General features: G+C 45.7%; 15 protein-coding genes. 5 read left to right on the top strand and 10 right to left on the bottom strand.

Annotation, left to right across the window (positions count from 1 at the left end):
• Positions 1-245: 245 nt before the first annotated feature.
• The 9 genes from R8N28_RS11750 to R8N28_RS11710 form a co-directional block, all read right to left on the bottom strand.
• The gene (locus R8N28_RS11750) at positions 246-1,577 is read right to left on the bottom strand and encodes a trypsin-like serine protease (protein WP_065274565.1); all 1,332 of its coding nucleotides are present in this window, start codon (positions 1,575-1,577) and stop codon (positions 246-248) included.
• A 191-nt stretch (positions 1,578-1,768) separates the two neighbouring features.
• Positions 1,769-2,248, bottom strand: coding sequence for a GNAT family N-acetyltransferase (locus R8N28_RS11745; protein WP_005377290.1), 480 nt, complete (start codon positions 2,246-2,248; stop codon positions 1,769-1,771).
• Between the two features lie 189 nt (positions 2,249-2,437).
• The gene (locus R8N28_RS11740; RefSeq protein ID WP_054866169.1) at positions 2,438-4,315 is read right to left on the bottom strand and encodes a propionyl-CoA synthetase; all 1,878 of its coding nucleotides are present in this window, start codon (positions 4,313-4,315) and stop codon (positions 2,438-2,440) included.
• A gap of 77 nt (positions 4,316-4,392) precedes the next feature.
• Positions 4,393-5,589, bottom strand: a complete 1,197-nt coding sequence (gene prpF, locus R8N28_RS11735; protein WP_065274566.1) for a 2-methylaconitate cis-trans isomerase PrpF — start codon at positions 5,587-5,589, stop codon at positions 4,393-4,395.
• Between the two features lie 9 nt (positions 5,590-5,598).
• The gene (acnD, locus tag R8N28_RS11730; RefSeq protein WP_262635466.1) at positions 5,599-8,190 is read right to left on the bottom strand and encodes a Fe/S-dependent 2-methylisocitrate dehydratase AcnD; all 2,592 of its coding nucleotides are present in this window, start codon (positions 8,188-8,190) and stop codon (positions 5,599-5,601) included.
• Between the two features lie 156 nt (positions 8,191-8,346).
• Entirely contained in the window at positions 8,347-9,489 is a 1,143-nt protein-coding gene (gene prpC / locus R8N28_RS11725; protein ID WP_005377283.1) for a 2-methylcitrate synthase, read from the bottom strand.
• A 132-nt stretch (positions 9,490-9,621) separates the two neighbouring features.
• A complete protein-coding gene (gene prpB / locus R8N28_RS11720; protein ID WP_005388185.1) occupies positions 9,622-10,518 on the bottom strand; it encodes a methylisocitrate lyase in 897 nt (298 codons plus the stop codon).
• Positions 10,519-10,530: 12 nt separating this feature from the next.
• Complete coding sequence (locus R8N28_RS11715; protein WP_005377279.1) at positions 10,531-11,244, bottom strand: GntR family transcriptional regulator; 714 nt, start codon at positions 11,242-11,244, stop codon at positions 10,531-10,533.
• A 263-nt stretch (positions 11,245-11,507) separates the two neighbouring features.
• Complete coding sequence (locus tag R8N28_RS11710; RefSeq protein ID WP_017633774.1) at positions 11,508-11,906, bottom strand: GFA family protein; 399 nt, start codon at positions 11,904-11,906, stop codon at positions 11,508-11,510.
• Between the two features lie 265 nt (positions 11,907-12,171).
• Between R8N28_RS11710 and R8N28_RS11705 the strand changes: the two genes are divergently transcribed.
• The 5 genes from R8N28_RS11705 to R8N28_RS11685 all read left to right on the top strand — a co-directional run bounded on the left by R8N28_RS11705 (position 12,172) and on the right by R8N28_RS11685 (position 17,069).
• Positions 12,172-13,143, top strand: coding sequence for a tripartite tricarboxylate transporter substrate binding protein (locus R8N28_RS11705; RefSeq protein WP_005388181.1), 972 nt, complete (start codon positions 12,172-12,174; stop codon positions 13,141-13,143).
• 238 nt (positions 13,144-13,381) lie between these two features.
• Positions 13,382-13,876: a tripartite tricarboxylate transporter TctB family protein gene (locus R8N28_RS11700; protein WP_065274568.1), complete on the top strand. Its 495-nt coding sequence runs from the start codon at positions 13,382-13,384 to the stop codon at positions 13,874-13,876.
• A gap of 19 nt (positions 13,877-13,895) precedes the next feature.
• Positions 13,896-15,422, top strand: a complete 1,527-nt coding sequence (locus R8N28_RS11695; RefSeq protein WP_005388177.1) for a tripartite tricarboxylate transporter permease — start codon at positions 13,896-13,898, stop codon at positions 15,420-15,422.
• A 279-nt stretch (positions 15,423-15,701) separates the two neighbouring features.
• A complete protein-coding gene (locus tag R8N28_RS11690; RefSeq protein WP_262635467.1) occupies positions 15,702-16,217 on the top strand; it encodes an adenylate kinase in 516 nt (171 codons plus the stop codon).
• Positions 16,218-16,298: 81 nt separating this feature from the next.
• Entirely contained in the window at positions 16,299-17,069 is a 771-nt protein-coding gene (locus tag R8N28_RS11685) for a sulfite exporter TauE/SafE family protein (protein ID WP_054575024.1), read from the top strand.
• Between the two features lie 293 nt (positions 17,070-17,362).
• On the opposite strand, the gene R8N28_RS11680 is transcribed toward R8N28_RS11685, so the two are convergent.
• Entirely contained in the window at positions 17,363-18,334 is a 972-nt protein-coding gene (locus R8N28_RS11680; RefSeq protein ID WP_005388171.1) for a TAXI family TRAP transporter solute-binding subunit, read from the bottom strand.
• Positions 18,335-18,562: the final 228 nt, after the last annotated feature.

The raw sequence follows: 18,562 nt of genomic DNA, 5'->3' as shown, positions 1-18,562 counted from the left end.
AATTTAATGCAAACCTGACAAAAATCAGACAAAACATAAAATGTTGATCGCAATTCTGCCAGTTATATAAAGATAACGTCAGGACAAAGTCATACACATTTTGTGGGTTCTCATAGTTGACACAATAAAAAAGGGCTTATTATTCGCAAACAATAAACCCCAGTTATGATAACTATGTACTGATCGTTGAAACCAAGAATGAATCTTATCTCATGGTCAACGAATCAAATTCACTGGCCCGATCGTTAGTTAGACGTGCAATTCGCATCGCCTACTTTTTGCCAAACATCCCAAGGCCCTGAGTCTGCTGGATTATCACCTTGAGTCCACCACTGCGCTTGCCAAACTTTACCATTCCAAGTAACCGTATCTCCTTTGAGATACACTAAGCTGGCTTGCCATGCAGTTGTACAGCTATCTGTGGGAGGCGTTGTCACCGTTTTCGCTTGAGCGGATACTAACGCTTGGTATTGTGTGCTGGTCTTATCAACGTTGAAGTTCAAAGCCACTCTTGCTTCTCCGCTCTGAGTAGCACCAAATTCAACATCAACACGACAACTTGCATTCATTGCTAACGTTGCCTGAGAGCACTGGTCATTGGCAATAACAGCTGCATCAGTAACACCCGAAGCGAACGCGCGAACATTTTCCACAGTGAACGTGGTGTTCCCTGAATTCTGGATAACAAAGCTATGTTGCTGTAACTCCCCAACATAAAATGATGCCAGTGTCTGTTCAGTGGTGTATCCAACAGAAACATTCTCTTTTGGTGGTGTTGCTGTTCCGATAACACCATCGACAAAATTGCGCATAGCAGCGATATCGCTATAAACCCCATACATACCAGGACGAGCACAACCTATTCCCCAACTGACCACACCAAGTTGAGTAATTACACCACTGCGATTAATAACGATTGGACCACCACTATCTCCCTGACAAGAATCTATCCCACCTTGAGGAATACCCGCACAGAATGACACTTCTCCAACCGTTGTGTAGTTGCCACCGGCTTGACGGCAAGTCATATCCGACACAAGTGGGACGTCAACCTCTTGCAATCGAGACGGAGAGCTTCCTCCTTCAGAAGTTCGCCCTAAGCCAGCAACACTAAGCCAATCTCCGATGCTCGCGTATTGCGTTAGACTGCCATTCGCAATCTCAACTGAAGAAACACCTTGAGGCACAGAGTCGAGCTTCAATACCGCGAGGTCATGAGAAAGCGTCGCGCGGCGATATGCCGGGTGCATATGGATCTCACTGACGTTTGCACGAACACCGTCACTACCGTTATAAACAACGCCACCGATTTTAACCGCTATCTGATTCGGAGAATCACCCTCAACACAATGCGCAGCAGTCAGGACGTAACCATTCCCGATATAACTGGCCCCACAATATGATCGGTTACCATAACGACTAACAATTTGGGTGTAGAATTTCCAGTCACGTGGGTCGGCAGTTACTCCGCCTACGATCTGGGGTTGGATAGTATGATTTTGCGTCTGTGACAAATCATCAGCACTTGCGAACATTGGCAAAACGGCTAAAGCAAGTAACGATTTTGTTAGTTTCAAAATATTGTCCTCTTGTTTTTGTAAGCACGATCCTCGTGCTACTAATAAACAAGCAGACAAAAACGCCGATACCAATATGGGTGCATATCAATTTATTAACATTGCGAGCAACTTATAGAGAAAAGTCTATTGACGAACTGAATGATTTCAATTCGAATGAACCTAAATCACAATATTAAAGTTAAATACGATTATTCGTTCAGCGGTTTTCTTAAATAGTGGATATGATGTGCAAATCCTTGTTTTTCATACAAAGATATTGCGCCCTGGTTAAAATGCCATACTTCAACAAACATCTGTTTTGCACCGTAATCAGAGAACGTTGATTCAATTTTATTAATCAATGCCTGCGCCGTACCTTGTTTTCGATATTCAGGCAGCACATAGAGCTCATCCACACTTCCCATCATAACTGGCTGGCTGACGGTAGAAATAAGTTCACAGAAGTGACCAGAGATAAAGCCAATAATTTCATCTCCTTGTTTTGCTACGTAAACAAGGCACTCAGGGTCGTCAATATATCGAGCAATGCTTTTTTCTTGTTCTATCTCCTCTGCCGTTTTGAAAAGCTCAGGAGATTGAAGATGATGCTCATCATGAAGCTCGAACATAAGATCGTTGAGCAACTCTAGGTCGCTAAAACACGCAGGTTTAATCGCAAACGTGGTCATACAAAGGGTCACTAAAAATGGAATGGCTGTAGTTTGTGAGGAAAACGTCGTATTGGCAAGTCACAAATGCTTTCACGATACGTTTGTACTGTTTGAACAACAAAAAGGCCCCTGCACTTAATAAACGTACAGAGGCAGAACCAACCAACAGAGTTCGAGGATCAGGGGTTAGTTAGAATTGAGTTTTTATCAGCGTCGTAGCACTCGCTCAATTTCGTTCAAGCTACTTGGGTCATCAATCGTTGACGGAACGGTGTATTTTTCACCATCAGCTATTTGACGTATAGTTCGACGCAAAATTTTACCTGAACGTGTTTTCGGTAAACGGTCTACAACCAACGCATGCTTGAAGCAAGCAACTGCACCTATCTCACTACGCACTTTGCCAACAAGCTCACCTTCAAGGTCTAGCTCATCCACTTTGACGCCGTCTTTCAGTACAACAAAACCAAGTGGAAGCTGACCTTTTAGATCATCGTGGATACCGACCACCGCACATTCTGCAATCGCTGGGTGGCCTCCTACTATTTCTTCCATTTCACCTGTCGACAATCGGTGTCCCGCGACATTAATCACGTCATCAATACGTCCCATAATAAACAGGTAACCGTCTTCATCCAGATAGCCACCATCACCTGACACGTAGTAGCCTGGGAATTGGCTAAGATAACCAGTTTCAAAACGGTCATGATTACGCCAAACCGTTGGCAGACAACTTGGTGGTAGCGGACGTTTTAATGCGACAAAGCCTTGTTGGTTAGGCCCGACAGCCTCTCCAAGTTCATTCAGAATCTCGACCTGATAACCCGGAATGGGCTTCGTCGAAGAACCAGCTTTAACTGGCATCATTTCGACACCTGTCGGGTTGCCCGCGATGGCCCAACCCGTCTCGGTTTGCCACCAGTGGTCAATAACGGGCTTGTCCGCTTTGCTCTGAACCCACTCCAGTGTCGGAGGGTCAAGGCGTTCTCCCGCCATAAAGATGGTTTTCAGATTCGACAAGTCGTACTGTTTTAAGTGCTCACCTTCCGGGTCCTCTTTCTTAATCGCACGAAACGCCGTTGGTGCAGAGAACAACGCATCTACTTTATATTCATCACACACTCGCCAAAATGCGCCAGGATCCGGTGTTCGAACAGGCTTGCCTTCGAATAGGATAGTAGTGCAACCGTGAATCAGTGGAGCGTAAACAATGTAAGAGTGCCCTACTACCCAGCCCACATCAGATGCCGCCCAAAAGACGCCATCTTGAGGAATGTTATAGATTGCGCTCATGGAGTACTTCATCGCGACAGCATGGCCACCGTTATCACGCACAACGCCTTTCGGCTTACCTGTCGTACCTGATGTATAAAGTATGTAGAGCGGATCGGTTGCTAACACCGGAACACAACCATGTGGCAGCGCTTGTTTGTACTCTCGCTGCCAATCTAAGTCTCTTTCTTGGTTTAGCTCAGCGTCGCACTCTGGACGTTGGAAAACAAACACTTTCTCAGGCTTCCAACGGCTGTCCATAATGGCTTTGTCTACCATTGGTTTGTATGGAATGACTTTGTTGATCTCAATCCCGCACGACGCCGTCATGATCACTTTCGGCTCTGCATCTTCAATTCGTACAGCAAGCTCATTAGGTGCAAAACCGCCGAATACTACGGAATGAATAGCCCCCAAACGCGCGCAGGCAAGCATCGCCATTGCGGCTTCTGGGATCATCGGCATGTAAATAACGACTCGGTCGCCTTTTTCAACACCTTGAGCAGACAGCATGCCAGCAATTTTGGCTACTTGGTCACGTAGGTCGCTATAGGTGTACGTGGCTTTACGACCTGTCACTGGCGAGTCATAAATGAGTGCAGTATTATCACCGCGTCCTTGCTCGCAATGGTAATCTAATGCTAACCAGCACGTATTCATTACACCATCTGGAAACCAACGTTCTATGCCGTTTTCATCAGATTTCAAGATAGTTTTAGGAGATTCAAACCAATCGAGATTCTCCGCTTGAGCGCGCCAAAAACTCTCCGGTTCATTCTTCGCCCATAAGTATTCTTTTTCGTATGAAGACATATTGCTTCCTCCAGTATGTCCTGACATTGCTCTCGTTCTACTCAAAGATCGCTCTTTTAATCCAAAGATCGTCTCTTTTAATCGAAGACATAGAAGGGTACACGCACAAATCCCTCCATCAGTATTCTCGCACTTCGGCTCATAATGGCTTTTTGCACCACCCAGCCCTGCTCAGTTTGCTTCGCTTGTGCCCCAACTTTTAACGTTCCTGACGGGTGACCAAAAGTCACGGACTCTTTTTCACCGCCACCAGCGGCTAAATTCACTAACGTTCCGGGCACACACGCAGCAGAAGCAATAGCAACGGCTGCTGTTCCCATCATTGCATGGTGAAGCTTGCCCATCGACAGCGCGCGAACGAGCACATCAATATCCGACTCATTAACGGCTTTACCACTTGAAGACAGGTAACTTTTCGGTTTAGAAACAAACGCTATTTTCGGCGTATGTTGGCGTGTTTGAGCTTCTTCTAAATCAGAAATCAGGCCCATTTTTAACGCGCCATATGCACGGATGGATTCGAACATCGCTAATGCTGTCTCATCGTTGTTGATATCGTCTTGCAGCTCGGTGCCCTGATATCCTATCGATTCAGCATCAATAAAAATGGTTGGAATGCCCGCGTTAATAAAGGTCGCGTTGAACGTACCCACATCCGGCACCACTAAATCATCAACTAAGTTACCCGTAGGGAACATACTTCCTTCGCCATCAGAAGGGTCAACGAAATCGACTTGAATCTCGGCGGCCGGAAACGTCACGCCATCGAGCTCAAATTCGCCGGTTTCTTGAACGAAACCATTGACGATTGGCACGTGAATCAAGATGGTTTTGCTGATGTTCACCTGCCAAACACGCACCGTCACAATGCCATTTTCTGGAATGCGATCTTGTGGGATCAGACCAGCATGAATGGCGAAAGGACCGACAGCGGCAGACAAGTTGCCGCAGTTACCGCTCCAATCGACGAATGGTTTGTCGATCGACACTTGACCAAATAAGTAGTCAACATCGTGATCGGCTCTGCTGCTGCGCGAAACAATCACTGTTTTACTGGTGCTTGACGTCGCGCCCCCCATGCCATCAATTTGCTTCGCGTAAGGATCAGGGCTGCCAATAACGCGTAGCAACAGTTTGTCACGTGCGGCTCCAGCCACTTGCGCTTCTTGAGGCAAATCCTCTAGGTTGAAAAAGACACCTTTACTCGTGCCGCCACGCATGTACGTCGCGGGCACTTTTATTTGGCTTGTTTGATTCGGAGTATTATTTGACATACGCACTCCTTATTGTGCCAAGAAATCTTGCGCGAAACGCTGCAGAACACCGCCTGCGTTGTACACGTGAACTTCGTCAGCGGTATCTAAGCGACAAGTAACCGGAACATCGACTTTATCGCCGTTGCTGCGTGTGATAACCAGCGCTAAATCAGCGCCCGGCTTGATTTCTCCAACCACGTCGTAAAGTTCCGTACCATCCAGCTCTAGCGTATTGCGGTTAACGCCTGACTTAAATTGCAGTGGTAGTACGCCCATGCCAACCAAGTTAGTACGGTGAATACGCTCAAAGCCTTCAGCAACAATGGCTTCTACGCCTGCCAGTCGAACGCCTTTTGCTGCCCAGTCACGGGATGACCCCTGACCGTAATCCGCGCCAGCCACCACGATCAATGGTTGTTTACGATTCATGTAGGTTTCAATCGCTTCCCACATACGAACCACCTGCCCTTCTGGCTCTACACGCGCCAGAGATCCCTGCACGACTTCGCCGTTTTCCTTCACCATTTCATTGAACAACTTTGGGTTAGCGAAGGTCGCGCGTTGCGCCGTTAAGTGGTCACCACGGTGAGTCGCGTAAGAGTTGAAATCTTCTTCTGGCACACCCATTTTCGCTAAGTATTCACCTGCTGCGCTGCTTGCGAGAATCGCGTTGGATGGTGATAAGTGATCAGTGGTGATGTTGTCACCCAGAATCGCCAATGGACGCATGCCAGACAATGTTCTTTCTCCCGCTAGCGCACCTTCCCAGTACGCTGGTCGGCGGATATAGGTACTCATCGGACGCCAGTCGTACAGCGGGTTGGGATTTTGCTCTTGATCATTCAGCTTAAACATCTGAATGTAAACTTGCTTAAACTGCTCAGGTTTAACATGAGTACCGACAACTGCATCGATCTCTTCATCGCTTGGCCACAAATCATTGAGATAAATTGGTTTGCCGTTTTGGTCCGTGCCCAATGCATCGCGCTCGATATCAAAACGAATCGTACCCGCTAGCGCATAAGCGACAACCAATGGTGGTGAAGCCAAAAAAGCTTGTTTGGCGTACGGATGGATTCGACCATCAAAGTTACGGTTACCAGAAAGCACCGCTGTCGCATATAAATCACGGTCCATGATCTCTTGTTGGATTTTTGGATCCAGCGCACCACTCATACCGTTACAAGTTGTACATGCGTAACCAACAATGCCAAAGCCAAGCTTCTCTAGCTCTGGTAACAAGCCCGCTTCTTCCAGATACAAGCGTGCAACTTTAGAACCCGGAGCAAAAGACGATTTCACCCACGGTTTACGTACAAGACCAAGTTCGTTGGCTTTCTTCGCGACAAGGCCAGCAGCAACCACGTTTCTTGGGTTACTGGTATTCGTACATGAGGTAATAGCAGCGATGATCACTGCACCATCTGGCAACTCGCCTTCTTTCTCTTCCCACGCTCCAGAAATGCCGCGCTGTGCCAACTCAGAAGTTGGTAAACGACGATGAGGGTTTGACGGACCAGCCAAGTTACGGCTAACTGATGATAAATCGAACTCAAGTACGCGCTCGTAAACTGCGCTATCAAGATCGTCTGCCCAAAGACCGGTTTGTTTTGCGTAATTTTCTACTAAAGCAACTTGTTCTTCATCTCGACCAGTTAGTTTCAAGTAATTGATGGTCTGCTCATCAATATAAAACATGCCAGCTGTTGCGCCGTATTCTGGTGTCATGTTTGAAATCGTTGCGCGGTCTCCGATCGTTAGATCACGTGCGCCTTCTCCAAAGAATTCAAGATATGAAGATACCACACGCTCATTACGAAGAAACTCAGTAATCGCGAGGACAATATCCGTTGCGGTAATGCCCGGTTGACGTTTACCCGTCAGTTTGACACCGACAATATCTGGTAGACGCATCATTGATGGTCGGCCAAGCATGACGATTTCTGCTTCCAGACCACCGACACCTATCGCAATAACACCAAGAGCGTCTACGTGAGGCGTGTGACTGTCCGTACCCACACAGGTGTCAGGGTAGGCAATGCCCTGCTTTGCTTGTACCACAGGAGACATTTTTTCCAAGTTGATCTGGTGCATGATGCCATTCCCAGCTGGAATCACGCTGACGTTTTCAAACGCTGTTTTACACCACTCGATAAAGTGAAATCGGTCTTCATTACGGCGCTCTTCAATCGCGCGGTTTTTGTCGAAGGCATCAGGGTCAAAGCCCGCATGTTCAACCGCTAAAGAGTGGTCAACGATCAATTGTGTCTCAACCACTGGGTTCACTTTTGCAGGATCACCGCCCTGATCTGAAATGGCATCGCGCAGACCCGCTAAATCGACTAGAGCGGTCTGACCAAGAATGTCATGACAAACAACGCGTGCTGGATACCAAGGAAAATCAAGATCGCGTTTGCGTTCAATTAACTGTTTCAGGCTATCTGTCAATGTGTTCGGGTCACAGCGGCGGACCAGTTGCTCAGCTAGCACGCGAGAGGTATAAGGGAGTGTTTCATAGGCTCCAGGAGAAATGGCATTGACGGCTTCGCGTGCATCAAAATAATCCAGTTGAGTTCCCGGAAGCGGCTTACGATATTGGGTATTAATATTTGTGTTCATGGTTTGCTTCCATTCAGTCTTTACATCTTGCCTTCATCAAGGTTTTCCATTGCTCCAGAAACACAGTGATGAGAGGATCTCCTTCCTCTGTTAGAGAGAATGACAAAGGAAGGAGGTGGTCAACCAAAGCATATAATGCCCTCGTTGACCTTCGCGCTAGCGATTCTCGATAGGCACCCATTCTTGATGATCTGGGCCCGTATAATCGGCACTTGGGCGAATAATACGGTTATTGGCACGCTGTTCATAAACGTGTGCAGCCCAGCCCGTTAAACGACTCATCACAAAGATTGGGGTGAATAGTTTGGTTGGAATGTCCATGAAGTGGTAAGCCGATGCATGGAAGAAGTCCGCATTACAGAACAGACCTTTCTCTCGCTTCATCACTGATTCAACACGCTCAGAAACCGCATATAGATGTGTATCACCAACTTGCTTCGATAACTCTTTGGACCAGCGTTTTATTAAGGCGTTGCGAGGGTCACTTTCACGATAAATCGCATGACCAAAGCCCATGATCTTGTCTTTATTGGCTAGCATTTTCATGATGTTCGCTTCCGCCTCGTCGGGCGTTTGCCAATCTTCAATCATTTCCATCGCCGCTTCGTTCGCACCTCCGTGAAGTGGCCCACGAAGCGTACCGATTGCCGCCGTGATACAAGAATGAATGTCTGACAACGTTGATGCACAAACGCGTGCTGCGAATGTAGAAGCATTAAACTCATGTTCAGCATAAAGAATGAGCGAGCAATGCATCACTTGTTTGTGCAGCGCAGATGGCGCTTTGTCTGTAAGTAATCGCAAGAAGTAACCACCGATGCAATCTTCAGTCTGATCCTCGGTGTTGATACGCACGCCATCATGACTAAAGCGGTACCAGTAACAGATGATGGCAGGGAACAAGGCTAACATACGTTCGGTTGCTTTCAGTTGCTCCTCGAAGCTCATTTCCTGCTCTAGGTTACCCAATACAGAACAACCCGTGCGCATTACGTCCATTGGGTGTGCGCTTGCAGGAATCAACTCTAAAGCTTGTTTTAGCTCGGCTGGCAAACCTCTAAGGCTGAGTAGGTGTGTTTTGTACGCATCAAGTTCTTGTTGATTCGGCAAGTGACCGCGTAACAGAAGGTGAGCCACTTCTTCAAACTGTGCGTTGTTCGCAAGATCAGTAATATCGTATCCACGATAAGTTAGACCAGTTCCCGTTTTTCCGACAGTACATAAAGCTGTGCTTCCTGCGCTTTGACCACGAAGGCCTGCGCCACCTAATTCTGCTTTCTTTTCTGCAGTTTGAGACATTGTTTGAACTCCTTTTCTGTCTGACTTTTCCCTCTCTGGGGTGTTTTTAGCCAAACGAATTTCACGTTATTAGATGAGATAAATTCCGATTATCTTTTTCTTGGGCTTCCGTCTATTTTTACTTTTCCCCCACTATTTCCCTTCAGAGAATAACTGGTCAAGTTTGTCTTCGTAGTCGTGGTAATTCAGGTGCTGATATAACTCTTTACGTGTTTGCATCGAATCAACCAGTGCTTCCTGATTACCCACTTCTAGCAAATGTTTGTAGACCGTTTCAGCAGCTTTGTTCATGGCACGGAACGCACTTAATGGATAAAGCACCATGTCCACTTTTGCTTTCGCTAGCTCATCACAGCCATACAGCGGTGTCGCGCCAAATTCTGTAATATTCGCCAGAATAGGAACGTGCTTTCCGGTCGCTTGCTCAAGCGCATTTGAGAACTGAAGGTACTGGTCCAGCTTGTTCATCGCTTCTGGGAAGATCATGTCTGCGCCAGCTTCCACACACGCAATCGCGCGCTCGATTGCGCTGTCCATGCCTTCAACAGCTAACGCGTCAGTACGAGCCATAATCACGAAACTTTCATCATTGCGTGCATCAACCGCGGCTTTTACACGATCAACCATCTCTTGCTGGCTGACTATTGCTTTGTTCGGACGATGACCACAACGTTTCTGTGCGACTTGGTCTTCCATGTGCACCGCTGCCGCGCCTGCTTTTTCCATCGCTTTGATCGTGCGAGCAATGTTAAATGCACCGCCAAAACCCGTGTCGATATCAACCAAAAGAGGCAAATCACATGCGTTAGTGATGCGGTCAACGTCAACCAAAACGTCGTTTAATGTTGTGATACCGAGATCCGGCAATCCGTATGAAGCATTTGCGATACCGCCACCAGACAAGTAAATCGCTTGGTGACCCAAGTTTTTTGCCATCATGGCGCAATACGGGTTTATAGTGCCGACAATTTGTAGTGGATTATTTTGTTCAATGGCGAGTCTGAATTTCGCTCCCGGTGTTAAGCTCATGACGAATTCCTTCTAGTCTTTGTCTAAACTTTCTGTATGTATAATTTGAGATTGGATGAGCTTTCGACTTCCTGATATGTGTCTTCTCATCAACATTTCTGCAAGCTCTTCATCGCGATTGCGAATGGCTTCCAAAATGAATTTGTGTTCGGTGAGCGCCTCATTCGGGCGAGATTGCGCACGTGGCGACTGGTAACGATACATCCGTAATAAGTGATAGAGTTCATCACACAGCAGAGATATTAACTTACTGTTTCTGCTCGCTTGGATGATGCGATAGTGAAAATCAAAGTCACCATGTTGATGGAAGTAAGACGCGCCTTCCATTTGGTCTATATGCTTGGAATGTGTCGACAATAGCATTTCCAAGCTTAAGAGCTCTTCTTGCGTAATGTGTCGCGCAGCTAACCTTGCCGCCATGCCTTCCAATGCTTCTCGAACGGCATAAAGTTCTATCAGCTTTTCCGGAGAAAAAGTGGTCACTCTAGCCCCAACATGAGGAATTCGCTCGATGAGCCCTAGCCCCTCTAAGCGCATCAATGCTTCACGCAAAGGCCCACGACTGACTTGATATTTCTTTGCTAGCTCAGGCTCTGATATCTTATGGCCAGGCTTCACGTCGCCATTAACAATGACTTCAATCAGTGTTTCGGTCAGCGTTTCGGATTTGGTGTGTTCTTTCTCAGAACCCAGCACTTTATAACGAGCTTTCAACTCAGAGTTCATATTCAGATACTCTTGTTACCGACATCGAAATGTCTACAATTTCTTAACCTGAATATAAAGTAGTCGATCAAAGTGTCGACAATCAAGTAAATTGTCGACAATTTAGACTAAGGTCGTAATTTAAATGGGCCTAAAATGCCCATTAAGTGCCATTTTTAGCAGAAATAAAGAATAGTGAGTTCATATTGTCGACAACTTATAAACCTTTAAGCTTATGATCTAAAGACTAAAAGCTCAGCTGTCGAACAATAATCGGATAAAAACTATTCTTTAGGTACAAATTGATCAAAGACTTGTTGCGAAGTCATCTTTTGTGAAGCGGAATTGAGGTCATAATAAGCTGGCTTTTCATCGGTAAAAATCTCTAAAGTGAGTTTGAAATCTGGGTTATCGAACAAACCAGCGGAAAGAATGTACTCACCTGTCGGCAACAAATGGTAGAAAAGGTTTGTACCACACTCACCGCAAAACCCCCTCACTCCCCAGTCTGACGACTGATAACGTTTAGGTTCGCCACCTTTAAACGTCACGTTAGGCCCACAATGCACCGCATGAAGTGCGCCACTCGACCATTTTCGACACATAGAGCAATGGCACAGGCTAACCTCATTTTTAACCTCAGCGATGACTTCAATTGCGCCGCACAAACACGTCCCTTTCATTCTCTTTTCCTCGTTCATTTCCGTCATTTTATTATGGCCTACCAAAGCGTAAAGCCGCGTGACCTAACACCAACTTCTCGCCGTGAACTTTATGAACAAAATAACCGAAATGCTCAATATTCTCTTTATATCTCTTTTACAGACAGATATTTAACACTTAATTAACCTTTACACCAAGTTCAGCTTTAACGCTTACAAGGCATGACAACTGAGCAAAAACAATAAGGCTCAACTAAATAGAGTCGCTAACATAAGGAACGTGAACATGTTAAAGGTACTCAAACCAACGCTCGCCGCTTCAATCATCGCAGCTTCATTTTCATTCAACGCTCTTGCTGCAGATATTGAAAAAATGCACTTTCTTATCCCTGGAGGTGCCGGTGGCGGTTGGGACATGACCGCCCGAGGTACTGGTGATGTATTAATAAAGTCAGACATCGTCGAAACCGTATCATTTCAAAACCTATCTGGTGGTGGCGGTGGCAAAGCAATCGCACATTTGATTGAAACGGCTGATCGTCAAGAAGATACACTCATGGTGAACTCAACACCGATCGTCGTTCGTTCGCTCAGTGGGATCTTCCCACAATCTTTCCGCGACTTGACACCTGTTGCCGCAACGGTTGCCGATTATGGCGCCATTGTTACATCAGCCGATTCTCCTTATAGCTCTTGGGAAGATGTCGTTAAAGCTTTTAAAGAAAACCCACGTAAGGTGAAGGTTGCTGGTGGCTCTGCTCGTGGTTCTATGGATCATTTGGTTATAGCAGCAGCTTTCAAAGGTGAAGGTTTTGATGCGCGCAAAGTTCGTTACATTGCCTATGATGCAGGTGGAAAAGCCATGGCTGCCCTACTTTCAGGCGAAACACAACTGCTCTCTACAGGGCTAGGTGAAGTACTCGAAATGTCTAAGTCTGGGCAAGTGAAAGTGTTAGCGATTACAGCACCAAAACGTTTAGAAGCTGCGCCTAACATTCCAACTCTCACCGAATATGGTAATGAAACTGTCTTTGCTAACTGGCGTGGATTCTTTGCAGCACCAGGCACAAGCCAAGAAAAGCTAGATGAATGGAATGCCGCATTTACTAAAATGTATAACACCGACGAATGGCAAGTCGTTCGAGACCGCAATGGTTGGATCGACAACTATAAAGCGGATAAAGCATTCTTCGCGTTTCTTGAAGATCAAGAGCAACAGATGGGTGACTTAATGCGCGAGTTAGGCTTCCTGAAGTAACAGTCGAATTGGGGTCCCTCAGATACCAACCTCAATGAATAACGTAGGTTGGTATTTCCCCATTGTATTTGCACTCTAAGTTTCACCGCATATGGACATTGTCGACAATCGGCATGCACACTCCTTTGTTTATATACCCAAAGCGGATCGACTAGCAGCGAAATGCTTAATTGTTAATGGTTTAGTTTATTCATTGACGTCCATATGCGGTCTTTTTTACTTTTGTTAGGAGTTGAATATGCCTCGTTCAACCAACTTTTTCACCAAAGAGTATTTACTCTGTCGTGACCGCGTCGGCGCAATGATCTTTCTACTCTTCTGTCTTTGCTACGGTTATCAAACCTCGCAGATTCCATTGTTTCCAGGTGATGAGTATGAACCATTCACCGCACGTACTCTGCCAACCATCCTGACTTACGTTGGTGTCGGCCTTTCTTTGCTATTGCTGGTGACAGGACAACCAGATAAACAAAGTGGCGCAGTGCTGACCTTCAATTGGAAGTTACTGATTGCCTTTTTAGTTTTAATGGCACTCTACGGCGTGGGCCTGACGTACTTAGGTTTTGTGATAGCTACTGGCTTCTTTTTATTGGCTGGCTTTTATCTGCTCGGGGAAAGACGTAAACCCGTTCTGTTTGGCGCGTCGTTTCCATTCGTGATCGCGTTCTACTTATTACTCACTCAAGGTTTGGACATCTATCTCGAACCGGGTTTGATTTTCACCATCTGGTAGTCAAAGAAAGGACTGAATTATGTTAGATGGAATTCTACAAGGTTTATCCACCGCAGTAATGCCAATGAACATTATGATGGTGATCGTTGGTTGCTTCGTCGGTACATTTATCGGCATGTTACCTGGACTTGGGCCGATCTCAGCCATTGCTTTGATGATCCCAATTACTTATGGCCTAGAGCCCTCCTCTGGCCTTATTTTAATGGCGGGTGTTTATTACGGTGCGGTATTTGGTGGTTCTACATCGTCGATTTTAATTAACGCGCCGGGTTGTTCTTCAACCGTGGTCACAGCATTCGACGGCTACCCAATGGCTCAAAAAGGCCAGGCAGGTAAAGCATTAGCTTTGGCAGCTTATTCGTCTTTCACTGGCGGTACGCTATCTGCCATTATGTTGCTTGTTGCCGCACCAGCATTGGCTAGCGTCTCCCTTAGCTTCCAATCGTCGGACTATTTTGCGTTGATGCTACTTGGGTTATCAGCAGTCGCGGCTTTTGCGGGGAAAGGTCAGGTAATCAAAGCGTGGATGATGACCATTCTTGGTTTGATGCTATCTACAGTTGGAATCGATAAAGGCGTAGGCGTTGAACGCTTTACCTTCGGTTTAACGGATTTAATGGATGGCTTTAGCTTCTTGTTGCTTGCAATGGCGACATTCGCACTGGGTGAGACACTGATGGGCATCCTTAAACCATCAAAAGACACCAGCGATGAAGAACAAGAAAAGCTGAGCAACATTGGCTCAATGAAAGTGACCAAGGAAGAAATCAAAGATGTTGCGCCTGTTTCAATTCGCTCTTCAATATTAGGTTTCTTCACTGGCGTTCTTCCTGGCGCAGGGGCAACCATTGCTGCTTTTTTAAGCTATGGTATGGAGCGCAACCTCGCACCTAAAGAGAAAAAGGATGAGTTCGGTAAAGGCAGTATCCGTGGTTTGGTTGCGCCAGAGTCTGCGAATAATGCAGCATCTAGTGGTTCATTTGTACCGCTATTAACGCTTGGTATTCCGGGCTCTGGTACAACAGCAATAATGCTCGGTGCGCTGATCGCTTATGGTATTCAACCTGGCCCTCGCCTATTTGTTGAACACCCAGATGTGTTCTGGTCAGTGATCATTTCCATGTACTTCGGCAACATCGTACTTGTGATCCTGAACTTACCATTGATTCCGTACATTTCAAAGCTTTTGGCGGTTCCAAGAACGGTGCTTCTACCGATGATTTTATTCTTCTCAATCACCGGGGTTTATTTGGTCTCTTTTAACACTATGGATGTGTTCGTGATGCTGATTGTGGCTATGGCTGCCATTGCACTTCGGCTCGCTAACTTCCCGCTCGCACCTTTATTACTGGGCTTCATCCTTGGAGGATTAATGGAAGAGAACTTACGCCGCGCATTAATGATTTCAGATGGAGAACTGAGTTTCCTATGGGAGCGTCCTATTACCCTTACCTTTACTGTTTTAGCTGTATTGGTATTGGCAAGTCCACTAATCGTAAAGCTGATTCAAAAGTTTAAAGCACAGCCAGTCAGCGTTGAGCAGTAATCGCTGTCTCTTTCAACCTAGATAAAGCCATCCATCGTGATGGCTTTATCTTCCGCCCTCCAAATCGTTCGCTTATTGTGCAGATGGTATTGACAAATCACTGTCGTTATATGAAGGTGATTGTATGAACACACACTTAGCGCAACTTAACCAACGAATTATCATCATTCCATAGGAATGGTGGGATTTTTTGATGCGCTCAGTATTTATCGAACCCACCCATAGCGGTGGGTTTTCTGTCTCTACCGTATGGGAAAAGCTCTCTTGGAGGCGGTCACAATGCAAAAAATAGCAGTTTTTGGTAAACCCGGCAGTGGAAAATCGACGGTAAGTAAAGCAATCGCGTCTGCTACCGGTCTTCCTCTTCATCAATTAGATTCAATAGTCTATAAACCAAACGGTGGTCCCGTCGAGCGTAACGTTTTTGATGAAGCCCATAGCAATATACTAAGCTCAGATCGTTGGATTATAGATGGCCTTGGACCGATCAGCTCTTTCAACGCTCGTTTAGATGCAGCCGATACTCTCATTTATATTGATCTACCATACTCCGTAAGCTATTGGTTTGTGACGAAACGTCTCCTTAAAGGACTATTCATAAAACCTGAAGGTTGGCCTGATGGTAGTTCGGTACTGAAAGGAACGTTACAAAGCTACAAAGTTCTTCAGCAATGCCCCGCATTCTGGAATGATGACTTTATGTATCGCCTCGAAGGGTACTCTCAAAGTAAAGCCGTTCATGTCATCAAAAACGTTACAGAACTGAACAATTTTGTTTTAGAGCGGGTAAAGTAAACCTCATATCAGAACATTAGAGCATGTAGGTTAGATCATCTGAAGCTCTAACAATGAAAAAGAACATAACAAGGATTGTTTATGCTTTTAGAACTCTCACTTTTATTCATTGCTGGCGTAATTGGTGGGATCATTAACTCCATAGCGGGAGGCGGAAGCTTTATTACTTTTCCGGCTCTATTGGCAGTTGGTGTTCCTCCTATTATGGCTAACGCAACAAACACATATGCTTCATGTGCGGGTTACATTAGTGGAGCCGTCGGGTTCAGAGAAGAGATCATGAAGAACAAGCATGAACTGCTGTTCACAGTCTCATTCAGTTTAGTCGGCGGCGCTGTCGGAGCATATCTGTTGCTCAACACGCCAGAATCGCTATTTATGGAAGCCATCCCTTGGTTACTCTTATTTGCCACCGTGCTTTTTCTCACCGGTTCTCGTTTAACAATGCTAATCAAAACTGTCGCGAAAGAGCACAAACATGCTGGCATACTCGGAGCAATCGCGTTGGGTTTACTACTTGTTGGTGTCTCTGCTTACGGTGGTTTTTTCAACGCAGGTTTAGGGGTTATTGTTCTGAGTTATCTGGTAGTAGCTGGTCACCAAGACATTAATTTAATGAACGGTTTGAAATTGCTCGTATCTACGTGTGTTTCACTCATTGCTATCGTGATTTTTGTTGCCAATGGCTCCATTGATTGGCACACAGGTAGTGTTGTTTTGGTCGGTACGTTGGTAGGTGGGTATCTTGCAGCTCGTGTATCTCGTCAACTGAATCCCAATCATGTTAAAGGGTTTGTTGCTCTTTCTTCTATTCTCATCACTCTCTACTTTTTCATTGATGTTTATGTTTAAGCAAAACTTGTACAAGTGGATAACACTCCTACAAAAACACCAGCGCGAAAGATTAATGCAGATAGCTTAACGATTTTTTGTGTCACTCCAGCGAGGTTAGGAATCTAATAGCACTACACTGAGCGGCTAATGAAACCATTTTGATCACAAAGTGCTCGGATGGAAGATCCTGTATCACGCTCCTTCGTCGCTGTACAGGATGACGAGAGATAGAAATATGCCACTCGCAGTTAAACGAGTGGCATTGATCGAGAAAGATGGCGTTTTACATCAATAATAAGAGAAGGTAACGCTTACTTAATCAGCCCTACTTCTTTGTAGTATTTGAGCGCACCTGGGTGAAGAGGCGCAGATAAACCGTCTTTTACCATTTCCTCTTTCTTCAAGTTTGCAAACGCTGGGTGGAGACGGCGGAAATCATCGAAGTTTTCAAATACCGCTTTAACCACGTTATAAACCACATCTTCTGGTACCGCAGTAGAAGAAACAAACGTCGCGCCCACACCAAAGGTTTGAACATCACTATCTGTGCCACGATACATACCACCCGGGACATTTGCGACACGATAGAAGCTGTTGTCTGCAACCAGTTTTTCTACATTAGGTCCAGCTACCGTTACGATATTACTATCACACGACGTAGTGGCTTCTTTAATCGCTCCACTTGGGTGACCAACGGTATAAATCATCGCATCAATTTTGTTATCACAAAGTGCTTTTGATTGCTCTGCTGCTTTTAACTCAGAGACAAGCTTAAAGTCGTCGTTACTCCAACCATACTGGTTCATTAGCACTTCCATAGTACCTCGCTGACCAGAACCAGGATTACCAATGTTAACGCGCTTACCTTTCAAATCATCAAAAGTTTTGATGTTCGCGTCTTTACGTGCAACGACAGTAAACGGTTCTGGATGAACGGAGAATACGGCGCGTAGCTCTTTAAAAGGCCCGCTTTCTTCAAACTTACTGGTTCCTTTGTAAGCATGATACTGCCAGTCTGATTGCGCGATACCGAGGTCCAATTCACCAGCACGAATAGTGTTGATGTTATAAATCGACCCCCCAGTACTTTCTACCGAACAACGGATACCGTGATCTTCTCGCGATTTGTTAACCAAGCGACAAATAGCGCCACCAGTCGGATAATAAACCCCTGTTACGCCACCGGTACCAATAGTGACAAACGTTTCCTCCGCAGACGCAGAAAAGCCTGTTGTGAGTGCCGCTAAAGAAGCAGCAAGTGCGATTTGCTTAAACTTAAACATTGAACATCCCTTTTACCTGTGTTGATGACCGTTTAAGTATAGCAACCGTTAACAATTTGATAACGTTTGAGTTCTCATCCTTGGCGGTTAGCTTAGTAATCACCATTTTATTGGCATATTCTGCCGTTATATAATGGCTCTATATAAGCGTAAACCGTATAGTCTAGAAAATTAAATCTTTAGACAGAAGTGGCCCCCAATTTTCGGACATGACTTTAAGTGATTGAT

Source organism: Vibrio sp. Vb1554 (assembly GCF_033344235.1).
Note: the sequence above shows the minus strand (reverse complement) of the source record. Positions and strands in the feature narration are given on the sequence as shown.

Excerpts from the sequence above, each read along its gene's own strand:
- R8N28_RS11745 (WP_005377290.1), bottom strand. The coding sequence starts at position 2,248 with ATGACCACGTTTGCGATTAAACCTGCGTGTTTTAGCGACCTAGAGTTG.
- R8N28_RS11740 (WP_054866169.1), bottom strand. The coding sequence starts at position 4,315 with ATGTCTTCATACGAAAAAGAATACTTATGGGCGAAGAATGAACCGGAG.
- prpF (WP_065274566.1), bottom strand. The coding sequence starts at position 5,589 with ATGTCAAATAATACTCCGAATCAAACAAGCCAAATAAAAGTGCCCGCG.
- acnD (WP_262635466.1), bottom strand. The coding sequence starts at position 8,190 with ATGAACACAAATATTAATACCCAATATCGTAAGCCGCTTCCGGGAACT.
- prpC (WP_005377283.1), bottom strand. The coding sequence starts at position 9,489 with ATGTCTCAAACTGCAGAAAAGAAAGCAGAATTAGGTGGCGCAGGCCTT.
- prpB (WP_005388185.1), bottom strand. The coding sequence starts at position 10,518 with ATGAGCTTAACACCGGGAGCGAAATTCAGACTCGCCATTGAACAAAAT.
- R8N28_RS11715 (WP_005377279.1), bottom strand. The coding sequence starts at position 11,244 with ATGAACTCTGAGTTGAAAGCTCGTTATAAAGTGCTGGGTTCTGAGAAA.
- R8N28_RS11710 (WP_017633774.1), bottom strand. The coding sequence starts at position 11,906 with ATGAAAGGGACGTGTTTGTGCGGCGCAATTGAAGTCATCGCTGAGGTT.
- R8N28_RS11705 (WP_005388181.1), top strand. The coding sequence starts at position 12,172 with ATGTTAAAGGTACTCAAACCAACGCTCGCCGCTTCAATCATCGCAGCT.
- R8N28_RS11700 (WP_065274568.1), top strand. The coding sequence starts at position 13,382 with ATGCCTCGTTCAACCAACTTTTTCACCAAAGAGTATTTACTCTGTCGT.
- R8N28_RS11695 (WP_005388177.1), top strand. The coding sequence starts at position 13,896 with ATGTTAGATGGAATTCTACAAGGTTTATCCACCGCAGTAATGCCAATG.
- R8N28_RS11690 (WP_262635467.1), top strand. The coding sequence starts at position 15,702 with ATGCAAAAAATAGCAGTTTTTGGTAAACCCGGCAGTGGAAAATCGACG.
- R8N28_RS11685 (WP_054575024.1), top strand. The coding sequence starts at position 16,299 with ATGCTTTTAGAACTCTCACTTTTATTCATTGCTGGCGTAATTGGTGGG.
- R8N28_RS11680 (WP_005388171.1), bottom strand. The coding sequence starts at position 18,334 with ATGTTTAAGTTTAAGCAAATCGCACTTGCTGCTTCTTTAGCGGCACTC.